This is a genomic window from Secundilactobacillus silagei JCM 19001, from assembly GCF_002217945.1.
In the GTDB taxonomy this organism is placed as follows: Bacteria; Bacillota; Bacilli; order Lactobacillales; family Lactobacillaceae; genus Secundilactobacillus; species Secundilactobacillus silagei.
The window spans coordinates 231,458-244,756 of sequence record NZ_BCMG01000003.1 but is presented as its reverse complement, the minus strand read 5'-3'; the positions used below and the strand labels follow the sequence as shown (position 1 = coordinate 244,756).

The following is a 13,299-nucleotide window of genomic DNA, read 5'->3' as shown; positions in this document are numbered from 1 at the left end:
GTTTCTAAAAGCAGCTTAATATCAGTTAATTTTACTGATATTAAGCTGCTTTTGAGTTGCCTACAATGTGATAACTCTCAGTAACCTCCCATTTTTCTCAAAATCCAGACCGGTATAATATCTTCAGTAAACTTTTGGAAAGTAGGAATTGATCGTGAAAACAAATCAACCATCACCCAAGGGGAACTTTGTGGGCTTACTGCCACTCTTGTTTTTCCTTATTCTTTACATTAGTTCAGGCGTGTTAACTGGCAGCTTCGACAATATGCCGCTGTTAGTGGCCATGATGCTCGCTAGTATCGTTGCCTTTTTACTGAAAGGTGATAACAAGCAGGACACTTTCAACGATAAATTGACCGTTTATTTCAAAGGTGCTGGCCAGGAGACTATGATTTTGATGATCATTATTTTCCTATTGGCAGGAGCCTTTTACTACGTGACAAAATCCATGCACGCGGTGGAAACCATTACCGATATTGGACTGACGTATTTGCCCAAGTCGTTTTTGGTGCCTGGCGTTTTTATCCTAGGCTGTATTCTCAGTTTTGCCATGGGGACTTCCATGGGGACCGTGGCCGCGCTGATGCCAATTGCGGCCAGTATTGCTCAAATGGCCCATATTAGTATGCCGTTAATGGCGGGGGTAGTGGTGAGTGGTGCCATGTTCGGCGATGATCTATCGCTTATTTCCGGTTCGGCCATTGTCTCCGCTAAGACTCAGGGTGTGACGATTTTTGATAAATTCAAAACGAACGCGATCATGGTTGTTCCGGCAGTGCTAGTGACGATCGCACTATTAATGACGGTGCACGTTGGCAATGCCAGTGTGGGCAGCCTGGGTACGATCCACTGGCTGAATATTTTACCGTATATTGTCGTGATCGCCTTATCGTTTATGAACATTAATGTGCTGATCGTTTTGCTGATGGGAATCGTGACTGCGACGGTTATCGGCATGGAATCTGGCAGCTTTGATTTTATTGGCGCGTTGGATTCGATTCATAAGGGGATGCTGTCCATGGCAGACATCTCACTGATCTCGATTGTCGTTGGTGGATTAGCCGCTTTAATGACGCACATGGGTGGTATTCAGTGGCTCCTGGATAAGATTACTAAGCACGCTCACGGTGCCTTAGGCGGTAAATTTGCCATTGCCTTTCTGATCCTGTTACTGGATCTCATTACCACTAATAACACCGTTTCAATTATGATTGCTGGGCCGATCTCAAAGGACCTGTCAGATACCTACCACATTTCAAAATCATACACGGCTAGTATTTTGGATGTCTTTTCCTGCGTTGGGCAGGGGCTGATCCCCTATGGTGGCCAATTGTTGATGGCCGGGGCGATTGCCCAGGTTTCAGCTGCAGCCATCGTGCCATATAGCTGGTATTGCATGGTGTTAGGCGTAGTTTCAGTACTGTTCTTACTCAGCCATTTTTCGCCGAAAGCAGTACGAGCCAGAATCTAGTGTATTAAATCAAAATTTAAAATGATACGCAAAAGAGCCTGAATTGTCAATCACTTATGATTGGCAATTCAGGCTCTTTGATGGTTCAGATTAATTAATCGTTTAAGGTAAATTGTAACTTCATGCGGGCCTCACCCAAAGCTAACATTTGGCCAAGCAGAACGTTTGAGTTCTTTTGGTCAATGTCAGCCATTTGGTTATTGATCTTTTCAAGGTAAGCTGATAAATCGGCTTGTTTTGCAGCTGCTTGATCAGTCTTAATTTGTAAGCTTCGGCACTGGGCAACAGTGTGTTCTTCAAACAAGTTTTCCTGATCTTCATACAGTGCAAAATCATTGTCACCGATCAGTGCCATAACGTTTGGCAACCAGTACATGTTGGTTGGGTCACAGTCAGCAGTGGTGTTCTTGTAAGCTTCTGGCGTGTCGGTAACGTTTGCGTAGAAGGGTACAACCGCATTGAAGGTGTTAGGTCCAAATGCCAACCAGTGAATTCCGGCAATTTCGGCTGGGACATCGTTACGAATCTGCAGAATGTGCAATTCTTGGTTCCGGTTGATACCGATTGGCCGGAACTGCTTCTTCTGAGCTTCAGTACCAGTACCGTAGGGATCATACGGTGTGTTTTGATAGTGTGAGCTCAAAACAAATTTCATATCTTCGATGGTGATCTTCTTATCAGTCCGGCAAATGAATGGCAGGTCTTGATCGATTGGAGTGGTATCAAATTCTGGGTTGAAATACTTTTGACCATACCAAGCCCGCGGGTTGTTGTAACGAGTATCCTTGATCGTTGCGCTACCAAAGATATGCCGTAGATTGACCTGGTCTTTGTCAGGATTCATGTGGTATTTTTCAATCATATCAGGGAGATCCTTAGCAAATAACGTATCATCGGAATCGAAATCAAACTGATCGATATTTAAGCGGTTAGGTGCAATGACATAGGCGTCATCTGGAATCCGGACGGCAGCCCAGTGATGGCCACCAATTGACTCAAAGTACCAAACTTCATCTTTATCAGAAAAAGCCATGGCGTTCATTTCGTAAGTACCGTACTTTTCAAGTAAACTGCCTAAACGCTTAACGCCTTCACGAGCGGAATGGGCGTAAGGCAACGTGATCGTGGTGATATCTTCTTCGCCAAGACCATCATCAACAAGTGGGTCAACGCCTTGAATCCGAGAATTTGAGGTGATCGTTTCAGTCGCTGTCATGGCAACGTTTTCGCTGTTAATACCGGCAGCCGCCCAGATTCCTTCATCATCGATTGCGTTAGGTGTTGAGGTGTAACGTAACGGATTATCAGGTAAATCAAGATTAAATTTACTTAAGACTGATTGATAATGCCGTGGCTGATCGTCAGGATTAACGACGACAAACTTTTGTAGATTCAGCGGACCGGCGCCATCCTCATTTCTTGCAATTATAGTGGAACCGTCAATGGAGGCTTTTTTGCCCACAAGCATCGTGGTACAAGAGCCCTTGATCCGTTTAGTCATGCAAACACTCCCTTTGATTTGGTTATACGTATCTATTGTATCACGTTAAGTTGCCACGGCTTGCGTAACCGCGTTTAACCGTGAATGTTTCATGTGAAACATCAATTGGCAAGCGTGAGTAACCACTCAAAGATACGGGAAATGAGGTTGATTTAAATAATCTTTATAGCGTAGAGTAGATAATAAACACGCGTGAGGAGAACTTGTCATTGAAAGTAATTTTTAAAAACGGTCTACAGATCATTGTCGGTGCTTTAGTTTACGCCCTGGCAATCAACTACTTTTTGATTCCTAATCGAATTGGTGAAGGTGGGGTTACCGGCTTAACCGCGCTGGGGTACTATACGCTTAGAATTTCACCGGCACTGACCAATATTGTTTTAAACGGCATTTTAATTTTAATCGGTTTTAAGTTTTTAAAGCGGGAAACCGTGTTTTATTCACTGTGGGCGGTACTTTGGATCAGTCTTTTTTTAAGAGTGCCGGTCTTTTTACCCTACCATACGACTCAAACGGTGATTGCTGCGATTACGGGCGGTGTGTTAATGGGAATTTCCATGGGGTTGATTTTTCGCGCTAAGGGAACTATCGCCGGCAGTACGATCCTGGCGAAAATCGTGAACCGCTATTTCGGAATTCGCAATGGGTCTGCCATGCTCTTTTTTGATCTGATCGTGGCGATTCCATCAGGGCTAGTGATTGGCTTTCAAAACATGTTATTAACGGTGCTGGAGCTATACGTCTCGGCGGTTGTGTTGAATAAATACTTGGATGTATTTGGCGCCAAGCGGTCGGTCTTAGTTTTTTCTCCCAAAAATCAAGCCATTGGTGAAGCCTTATCCACTCAGTTAGGGCAGGGCGTTACCATGCTAAAAGCAACGGGTTTTTATAGCAAGAAAGATATGGATGCGTTATTTTATGTCTGCAGTAACCGGGATTGGACGGCCGTGATGCCAATTATTATGTCCGTGGACCCGGACGCCCTAGTGGTAACGGATCAGATTCGTAGTGTGCGGGGGATTCATTTATTGGATCTATAGGATGAAGCGTTGCAGAAATGAGGTTGTAAGTATTTCAACTGACTTCTTAACTATAGATAGCAATAAAATAGTCATTTGTTCAATGCTTTAATATAGCCTAATCGTGCGTCAAAACGCCTATTCCGACAAAGTTCGCCGGAATAGGCGTTATTCGGGTTAAATTCTGGAATTACCGAGTTTTGTCGCACACTCTATTTTTAAGCAAATTATTTTTAGGTATTCCTAAAACATGTTACCATGTAACATGGAGGTAGAGATTATGACAACTATTTACATGCATCCAACGAAAAGTTTTGAAATGGTCAAGTTATCGGATGGCAGTCAGGCGTCAGTTGATGTAGAGAAGACCCCCGAAGGTCCACGTTATCAGTTTTGGTTTAAAGGACACACGCACTCCGACTTCTGGTGTGATGATTCCTTGAAGAACGGGCAAAAGATTAGTGTTGAGTCGATCAATGGACTAGAAGAATTTCAAATTAAATTAGGTTGATAAGTTGAAACATGGTCATATATTAGTGGTGAATATGTGGGAATATTTCAGATTAACAGCATAAGAGAAAAACTGGGAAATTATGTCCCGGGAAATACTAAAAGCGCATGATGATAATTCATCATGCGCTTTTAGTGTCTAATACTTACGTTTACTTAATCCGATCTTTGTGCAGTTGATTCCAGTGAAGCCTAAATAATTTGACGATCTCCGTTACCACCAAAACGATGAATCCCATAATGATTGGAATCCCCCAACCATAGTGGAAGTTAATGGCCGTCGTGTGGAAGACACCTTGCATGAACGGTAGGTAGATAATGCCCAACTGCAAGACGATCAACAGCGCGATGATGTAAAACGCCATTTTATTCTGGAAGAAATACTTCGAAACAACGGGATGGTTATTTCGCAGGTTGAATAGGTAGAAGATCTTCCCAAAAATGACAATGTTCAACGTCATAGTACTGCCCATTAAAGCGGTAATACTGTGATTGACTAGCGTATCGTAAGCAAAGATTCCTAAGCCAGAAATCAGTAATGAAACGTAGATGACTTCAACCACGTCCATTCGCGACAGAATGCCGGCTTTAACGTTCCGAGGCCCCCGTAACATGATGCCGGATTCAACTGGTTCAAAAATAAACGCGAATTGAATCGTGAGGGCGGAGACCATGTTGATCCACAGCAACTGCGTCGGGTAGAGCGGTAACGACTGATCCAAGACGATACTTAACACCACGATAAGTCCTTCAGCAAAACTGGTTGGCAATAGGAAACGAATCGTTTTACGGATGTTATCGAAAACGTGACGGCCCTCCTTAACGGCTGCCAGGATCGTAGTGAAGTCGTCATCGGCCAGCACCATATCAGCGGCGCCCTTGGCAACGTCAGTTCCTTTGATCCCCATTGCAACACCAATGTCAGCTTGCTTCAAAGCAGGGGCGTCATTGACCCCGTCGCCGGTCATGGAAACAACGTGACCCAGTGACTGCTGAGCCCTGACGATGCGGAGCTTATCAGCCGGCGTGGTTCTGGCAAACACGGTGTAGTTATCGATGACTTTAGCAAGTTCATCGTCTGAAAGTTGATTTAATTCCGGCCCTGTAATGGCTTTGGGTGAATCAGCTAAGTTTAACTGGCGGGCAATCGCAGCTGCCGTATCTGGATCATCACCGGTGATCATCTTAACTTGAATACCGGCATAGCGGAGTTTCTTAACCGCGGCAGCAACTTCTGGACGAGGTGGATCGATGATACCGACTAGACCAACTAAAGTTAAGCCTTTACCAATCATATCAGGATCAATTTCGGTTATTTCCTGGGAAATAACCTGATAGCCTAATGCCACGACCCGCTTACCTTGTTTGGTCAGTTCACTCATTTGCTCTTTCATAACGCCAGCGTTAACGGTACCGCCACGGCTTTCAATAAGGTTTGCCAGTGTCTGGGGAGCTCCCTTGACCATCAGCACTCGCTGGCCGTTATAGTCGACTAACCGGGCAGAATACCGAAAGGCTGAGTCGAAGGGCAGTGAGTCAATCTCGTTGACGGTTGGTTCAGTGTGATTGAGCTTGTGATAGAGCGCTGTTAGCGCGCCATCAGTTGGTTCACCAGTGAGGACCCATTGACCATCTTCTTGATTAAAAACGGCATCTGACGTTTGTCCGGCAATTTGGACCAGCCAGTTCAAATGCTCATTGTTCTGCCAGTCAACATCGTTACCAGCTTGGTTTTGGATGGCACCCTCTGAATCATACCCGACCCCTGATACTTGATACTGATGTTCGGGTGTCAAGATATCAGTTACGGTCATTTCATTTTTAGTTAAGGTACCGGTTTTATCAGTGTTGACAATGTCGACGGCACCCAGTGTTTCAACGGCTGGTAAGGTCTTTACAATGGCGTTTTGTTTCGTTAGCTGTCTAGTCCCCATGGCCAATACCACTGAGGTACTAGCTGGTAAACCTTCTGGCATTGAACCAACAACCATTGTAATAACGGCAATCAATAAGGTAGGCAAACTATAAACATGGATTGCCGCACCTAAAATGAAGAGTAAGATGGCGGCAACCACGATGGCAATTGAAAGCCCGACCCCTAATCGGTTTAGGTTTTGCATCAGCGGGGTTGGTTTGGCTTTAACTTCCGCGACATCTTGTTGAATCTTACCGATTTCAGTATGACGCCCGGTAGCGATGACGATTCCTAAACCAGAACCGCTAGTGACGGCGGTAGAGGCAAAGGCTTGGTTCTGTCGTTCCGCTAAGGGGACATCGTCAGCATCAATGGCTTCTTCGATCTTTTCTACTGAATCAGTTTCACCAGTCAGTACCGATTCTTGAATGTTTAAGTTATCAGCTTCAACCAATCGCAGATCAGCTGGGACTGAATCACCGGCTTCCAGGCGAACAATGTCACCAGGAACTAATTCTCGGGATGGTAACGTGATCTTTTGACCATCACGGATCACAAAGCTTTCTGATACTAATAGATCTTTGATTTTTGCTAAGGCATTATCGGCCGATATTTCCTGAAAATATCCTATTAATGCGTTGGCAATGATCACTAATCCAATAACAATTGAATCGGAGTATCTGTGCAACACAAACGTGATGATGGCTGCAGCTAACAGAATATAGATAATACTGTTATTAAATTGTTTGATAAAGCGCAACAAATTTGAAACTTTCTTGGCTTCCAGCTCATTTGGACCATGCTCTGCAAAGCGTTTTTTTGCTTCAGTTGTACTAAGACCGTCTTCACAGTTGGTCTGCCAGGTTGATTCTAGTTGGGAAGTCGATTGGCGCCAGATTTGTTGCTGACTGGGACCGGCGTCTTTTGGTTCGTCGGTTGTCAGTGGTGTGACTTGATTATTGTCTGAGTGTGTTGCCATATATAAATCATCCTTTCGTGATTAACAATTAATTAGCGATCTGGTAATGCCAAATTGATGAACAAGTCTCTCAATGTAATCCCTTCTTTCATTGTTGTTATCTCTAAGATTAAATATTAATAATCAGAAATACAAGCAAAATAACCCTGAAAATCGGATACTTTGACTAGTTTGTAAAAAAAGTTCAACTTTTTTTGAACGGGCGCTCAGGGCTGGTGGCTAGTACATGAAAGCGTGCCCATGAAAACGGCTTAAGGTTAAGGAATGCCTAAACTCTATTTTACAAATCTAAAAAAAATTGTACAATAAACACGCTTAACAAATTTATGAAGGGTGGCTATTTATCTTGAAGGATCAAAAAACACCACGCAAGCACCATTTGATCGAATACGCCAACGGTAAATCGTTGGAAGAGATCAATGGGACAATCGATGTTCCAAAGGGGAAAGGCTTTTGGAAAACATTATTTATGTACTCAGGGCCTGGTGCGTTAGTTGCCGTTGGTTACATGGATCCAGGGAACTGGTCAACATCAATCACCGGTGGTCAAAATTTCCAGTATTTACTGATGTCTGTCATCTTGATGTCAAGTTTGATTGCGATGTTACTACAATACATGGCAGCTAAACTTGGCATCGTGAGTCAGATGGATTTAGCACAAGCCATTCGTGCTCGAACAAGTAAGTCATTAGGGATCGTGCTTTGGATTCTAACTGAACTTGCCATTATGGCGACTGATATCGCTGAAGTTATTGGGGCGGCCATTGCGCTTTATCTATTATTCCATATTCCGCTGGTATACGCCGTTTTCATTACTGTATTTGATGTTTTGTTATTGCTATTATTAACCAAGATTGGGTTCCGTAAAATCGAAGGTATCGTGGTTTGCTTGATTCTGGTTATTTTACTTGTTTTCGCTTATGAAGTTGCTTTGTCAAATCCTAACTGGGGCGGTGTTATTGGTGGCTTGATGCCAACTAAAGACACCTTCTCAAGTTCCATTAAGGTTGGTGGCAGTACACCATTAACTGGTGCCTTAGGAATCATTGGTGCCACTGTTATGCCACATAACCTGTACTTGCACTCAGCTATTTCACAAACTCGTAAGACCGACCACACCGATGAAGATGATGTGGCACGGACAGTTCGTTTCACCACTTGGGATTCAAACATTCAGTTAACATTGGCATTCTTTGTTAACGCTTTGTTGCTGATCATGGGGGTTGCCGTATTTAAGAACGGTGCCGTTAAAGACCCTTCATTCTTCGGTTTGTTCCAAGCATTGTCTAACTCTTCAATGTTAAGCAATGGTCTTTTGATCAGTGTTGCTAAGTCCGGTGTGCTATCAGTATTGTTCGCCGTTGCACTGCTTGCTTCAGGTCAAAACTCCACGATTACTGGTACCTTAACTGGTCAAGTTATCATGGAAGGTTTCATTCACATGAAGATGCCACTATGGGCACGTCGTTTAGTAACCCGTTTGATTTCTGTTATCCCTGTTCTGATCTGTGTTGGTATGACTGGTGGCGAAAGTCCCATTCGTCAACACGAAGCTTTGAACACGTTAATGAACAACTCACAAGTCTTCTTGGCCTTCGCCTTACCATTCTCAATGCTGCCACTGTTGATGATGACAGATAGCAAGCTTGAAATGGGTGACCGGTTTAAAAACTCACTAGTTATTAAGATCTTGGGTTGGTTCTCAGTTATCGCACTGACTGCCTTGAACATGAAAGGTTTGCCAGATAACATTGAAGCCTTCTTCCCTGCTAATGCTTCAGCAGCCCAATTAGCTGTTGCTGACAATATTGCTTACGCTTTGATTGCCGCTGTTATGGCATTATTGGTATGGACGATTTACGATCTGTACAAGGGTAACAAACGACTTAAGGCTAAGGTAGAAGCAGCGGACTAAACGGAGGTTTGAGATGACCACAAAAACTGTCTTTAAGCATATTTTAGTTGGTGTCGATGACTCTGACGATGCGCGATTAGCCTTTCAGTATGCGATTGCTACTGCTATCCAACGTCATGCGCGCTTAACCATTGTTTCAATTCTTGAAAGTCATGAATTAAGCGTGTATGAAGCACTGGATAAGGATTACATCCATGGGGAACGCAGCGAACTTGATGAACATATTAAGTCGTACGTTAAACAAGCTCGAGATGCTGGCGTTGAACAGGTTGATGCGTTAGTTTCTGAAGGTAAACCGGGTGAAGTGATCGTCAACGACGTCATTCCGCACGCGCAAGCAGACGTATTGATTATCGGTTCAATCGCTAAAAAGGGGTTAAAACGCCGCTTTGGTTCTCAAGCAGCTTACATGGCTAAATACGCACCGATTTCAGTATTAGTCATTCGTTAAATTAAATATTATGGGGTAGAGTAAGAGTGTGCGACAAAACTCGGTAGATTCCAGAATTTAACTCAAATAAGACCCATTTCGATGAACTTTATCGGAATGGGTCTTATTTGAGTTAAATGGCCGGAATCTGAGTTTTGGCGCACTATTAGGCCATATCGAAGTATTGAACAGATGGCCATTTATTACTATTTTCAGTTAAGAAATCAATTAGGATACTTACCAACATAGACTTATGACACAGGTTGCTTATTTTTTTACGACTCACAAATTTAGTCTTATTGTTACCTACTTCACAATAAATTCAGGTATAATAAAGGTAAAATATACTGTCTGGGAGGTGACGTTATGCAAAAACTCTCTAATTATCGACGGTTATGGGCAGTAGTCAGTGTTGGTGCAATTGCCCTTATATTGGCATTCGGGTTGCATCAGTCTGTCTGGGCGCAAGTTATCGTGACGGTGCTTGGTTCACTGATTGCTCTGCTCATGTTCATTGACATGGTTAAAACGCTGCGGTCAGGTAAGTTTGGCGTGGATCTGCTGGCGATTACAGCGGTGATTGCCACTTTAGCTATTGGCGAGTATTGGGCGGCCCTCATCGTGCTTTTAATGCTGACTGGCGGTGACGCGTTGGAAGATTACGCTGCTCACAAAGCTAACGCGGACCTTCAATCACTCCTGGAAAAATCGCCGCAGCAGGCTCATTTAATGGTAGATGGCGCAGTCAAGGCAATTGCAATCGATTCAGTTAGTGTCGGTGACCAGCTGCTGGTCAAACCCGGCGAAGTTATTCCAGTGGATGGGACAATCATTAATGGGAGCACCACCTTGGATGAATCCTCATTAACTGGTGAATCACGCCCAATTGATAAGGTAACGGGTGATACCGTCATGTCAGGATCCATCAACGGCGACGCGTCCATTCAAATGACGGCTGATCAGAAAGCTGCCGATAGTCAATTTCAAAATATTGTCCGCTTAGTCAAACAGGCGGAGTCACAGCCAGCTCATTTTGTCCGCATGGCTGACCGTTATGCGTTGCCGTTTACCATCTTAGCTTACGTGATTGCTGGGACCGCTTGGATTGTTTCAGGCGACCCAGTTCGGTTTGCGGAAGTCTTGGTGGTGGCCTCTCCTTGCCCGTTGATTTTAGCCGCACCAATTGCGCTGGTTGCCGGGATGAGCCGGGCCAGTCAGAGCGGAATCATTGTGAAAACTGGGACTACACTTGAACGGTTAGCGAAGGTTAAAACCATGGCGTTTGATAAGACCGGGACGATCACTCAAGGTCATTTAAAAGTCAGTGAAATCATTGCGCAGCCAGACGTTGATCAAAAACGGTTATTAACGCTGGCAGCAGCCACTGAACAGCAGTCTAACCATATTCTGGCCCGTTCGTTGATGCAGGCGGCACCAGATCAGCTGCCAACCGTCAGTGACGTTAAAGAAACGACCGGTGGCGGCGTTCAAGCGCAAATTGATGGTCACGTTGTTCGTGTTGGTAAAGCCGATTTCGCTATGCCGGATAATTCGATTCAAAAACGTGATGATACCGCGGTTTATGTCTCCGCTGATGATCAGTATTTAGGCTGCATCACCTTTACGGATGAACTGCGCCCAGAAGCAGTGACCACCATGTCTGAATTACATGAGCTGGGAATCAAACACTTAATGATGATTTCTGGTGACCGGCAGGCAATTGCTGAAAAGATTGCCAAAGCCGTTGGCATCGACCGGGTGCATGCTGAATGTCTGCCAGGCGAAAAAATTGAAGTACTGAAACAAGTGCCTGCAGACCAACGGCCAGTTGCCATGGTCGGTGATGGGGTAAATGATGCGCCATCGCTGGTAACGGCCGATGTTGGTATTGCTATGGGTGCTAGCGGTGCAACGACTGCCAGTGAGTCCGCGGATGCCGTGATTTTAAAGGATGACCTGCGTCGTACCGTGATTGCCGTGCGAATTTCTCGTGCAACCATGCACGTTGCCCGGCAGTCTGTGATGGTCGGAATCATCATTTGTACGGTGCTGATGCTGATTGCCAGCTTTGGCGTTATCCCAGCCATTATTGGCGCACTGCTGCAAGAAGTTGTCGATACCGTGACGATCCTTTGGGCACTGCGGGCACGAAGCATTGCGATTAAAGAATAAGCTTGTGATGTTTCTTGCATTCTAAATTGATTCAGTGTACGATAGCTGATGAAAACTGAATAGATTTCTTCGGGGCAGGGTGTAATTCCCGACCGATGGTGACAGTTAGATTGAACAAGCAATCGTAACATGGCTGAAGTCCGTGACCCACGTTTACGTGGTTGACCCAGTGAGAGTCTGGGACCGACAGTTAAAGTCTGGATGGGAGAAGAAACGCACTATTTCGTACCATTGGTGTACACTTTTTTGTGTACCATTCCGTATGAAATCTTGTTTAGCTTATCAATTAATGAGGCCCCGCATTTTATAATGCGAGGCCTTTTTTCGTGAGGTGAATGAGGTTTGATAGAGTCAAAATATTTTCAAATAGCGGTCGATGCCGCTAAAAAAGGGCAGGCAACTTGGACTAATCCGCAAGTTGGTGCAGTGATCGTTAAGAATCAGCAAGTCTTGGCAGTGGGCTATCATCATCAGTTTGGTCAGCGACACGCAGAAATTGACGCGCTGGCACAGCTAGCAGATATCAGTCAGGCCAAGCGTGCCACAATGTATGTCACTTTGGAACCATGCAGTCATTACGGGAAAACACCGCCTTGTGCAAAGCGCTTAGCGGAAGTCGGTATTGCTCGCGTCGTTATCGGGCAATCAGATCCTAATCCGCTGGTGAGTGGTAAAGGGATCGCAATTCTAAGAGCGCATGGTATTCAGGTTGACCTTCTTGGTGAGACGCTGGGATTAAACGTGGCGTATAACTATTTCTATCAGCATCAGCGGCCGTTGGTGACCTTAAAATATGCCATGTCATTAGATGGCAAAATTAATGGTGCTAAGAAGGAACGGACGGTGCTTACCCAAACGGCTGCCCAGCAGGATACACAACGATTGAGACAGCATCAGCAAGTCATTTTAGTGGGTGAGCATACCCTGTCAATTGATAATCCGCGATTAACGGTAAGAACTGGCTCAATGGTATTTCCGCCAATTCGTGCAGCACTCGTTCGTCATATAGATGACGTGGACCGGCAGAGTCATTTATTTGATCAGTCAGCGCCCACCTGGTTTTTCAGTGAAACGGCAGCGTCAACAAAACTTCCCGCAAATATCCAAGCATTCGTTAACCCGCACTGGACGCCGAAAGCTATTGTTCAAAAGTTAGCTGACGAGGGGATTCAATCACTCTTAGTTGAAGGCGGTAGTCATCTGCAGGCAGATTTTATCGCTGCTGAATTGGTGGATGATTTGGTGATTTATGTGGCGCCAATGCTGTTGGGTGGCAGTGGCCTGCCAGCCGTAATTGGTCAGTCGTTGACAGAGCAAGTTGGTTTTGAAAAACCAACGATCTCAATGTTAGGACCAGATATTCGGATTTCGACTAGGAGGGTGTAGA

At 44.7% G+C, this 13,299-nt stretch carries 9 protein-coding genes and 1 riboswitch; of the genes, 7 read left to right on the top strand and 2 right to left on the bottom strand.

Annotated elements, in window-relative coordinates:
* The first annotated feature begins 154 nt into the window (after positions 1-154).
* On the top strand, positions 155-1,471 hold the full coding sequence (locus tag CES79_RS04270) for a Na+/H+ antiporter NhaC family protein (protein WP_225362302.1): 1,317 nt from the start codon (positions 155-157) through the stop codon (positions 1,469-1,471).
* 94 nt (positions 1,472-1,565) lie between these two features.
* On the opposite strand, the gene CES79_RS04265 is transcribed toward CES79_RS04270, so the two are convergent.
* Positions 1,566-2,972 carry a C69 family dipeptidase gene (locus tag CES79_RS04265; protein WP_089136412.1) on the bottom strand — a complete coding sequence of 469 codons (1,407 nt, stop codon included), beginning with the start codon at positions 2,970-2,972 and terminating at the stop codon, positions 1,566-1,568.
* A gap of 203 nt (positions 2,973-3,175) precedes the next feature.
* On the opposite strand from CES79_RS04265, the gene CES79_RS04260 reads away from it, so the two are divergent.
* On the top strand, positions 3,176-4,012 hold the full coding sequence (locus CES79_RS04260; RefSeq protein ID WP_089136411.1) for a YitT family protein: 837 nt from the start codon (positions 3,176-3,178) through the stop codon (positions 4,010-4,012).
* 259 nt (positions 4,013-4,271) lie between these two features.
* Positions 4,272-4,502, top strand: coding sequence for a hypothetical protein (locus CES79_RS04255; protein WP_054655254.1), 231 nt, complete (start codon positions 4,272-4,274; stop codon positions 4,500-4,502).
* A gap of 151 nt (positions 4,503-4,653) precedes the next feature.
* Here the strand turns inward: CES79_RS04255 and CES79_RS04250 are convergent, their stop codons facing one another.
* A complete protein-coding gene (locus CES79_RS04250; RefSeq protein ID WP_089136410.1) occupies positions 4,654-7,395 on the bottom strand; it encodes an HAD-IC family P-type ATPase in 2,742 nt (913 codons plus the stop codon).
* A gap of 343 nt (positions 7,396-7,738) precedes the next feature.
* Here CES79_RS04250 and CES79_RS04245 point away from each other — a divergent pair, with 343 nt between their 5' ends.
* The 4 genes from CES79_RS04245 (at position 7,739) to ribD (ending at position 13,298) form a co-directional block, all read left to right on the top strand.
* Entirely contained in the window at positions 7,739-9,310 is a 1,572-nt protein-coding gene (locus CES79_RS04245) for an Nramp family divalent metal transporter (protein ID WP_089136409.1), read from the top strand.
* A 13-nt stretch (positions 9,311-9,323) separates the two neighbouring features.
* Positions 9,324-9,761 (top strand): universal stress protein, encoded by a 438-nt coding sequence (locus tag CES79_RS04240; protein ID WP_054655258.1) that lies wholly within the window; start codon positions 9,324-9,326, stop codon positions 9,759-9,761.
* A gap of 345 nt (positions 9,762-10,106) precedes the next feature.
* Positions 10,107-11,912: a heavy metal translocating P-type ATPase gene (locus CES79_RS04235; RefSeq protein ID WP_089136408.1), complete on the top strand. Its 1,806-nt coding sequence runs from the start codon at positions 10,107-10,109 to the stop codon at positions 11,910-11,912.
* Between the two features lie 61 nt (positions 11,913-11,973).
* A riboswitch (FMN riboswitch) is annotated at positions 11,974-12,129 on the top strand.
* Positions 12,130-12,254: 125 nt separating this feature from the next.
* The gene (gene ribD / locus CES79_RS04230) at positions 12,255-13,298 is read left to right on the top strand and encodes a bifunctional diaminohydroxyphosphoribosylaminopyrimidine deaminase/5-amino-6-(5-phosphoribosylamino)uracil reductase RibD (protein ID WP_089136407.1); all 1,044 of its coding nucleotides are present in this window, start codon (positions 12,255-12,257) and stop codon (positions 13,296-13,298) included.
* Position 13,299: the final 1 nt, after the last annotated feature.

Coding starts and splice junctions, on each gene's coding strand:
- CES79_RS04265 (WP_089136412.1), bottom strand. CDS start 2,972: ATGACTAAACGGATCAAGGGCTCTTGTACCACGATGCTTGTGGGCAAA.
- CES79_RS04255 (WP_054655254.1), top strand. CDS start 4,272: ATGACAACTATTTACATGCATCCAACGAAAAGTTTTGAAATGGTCAAG.
- CES79_RS04240 (WP_054655258.1), top strand. CDS start 9,324: ATGACCACAAAAACTGTCTTTAAGCATATTTTAGTTGGTGTCGATGAC.
- CES79_RS04235 (WP_089136408.1), top strand. CDS start 10,107: ATGCAAAAACTCTCTAATTATCGACGGTTATGGGCAGTAGTCAGTGTT.
- CES79_RS04250 (WP_089136410.1), bottom strand. CDS start 7,395: ATGGCAACACACTCAGACAATAATCAAGTCACACCACTGACAACCGAC.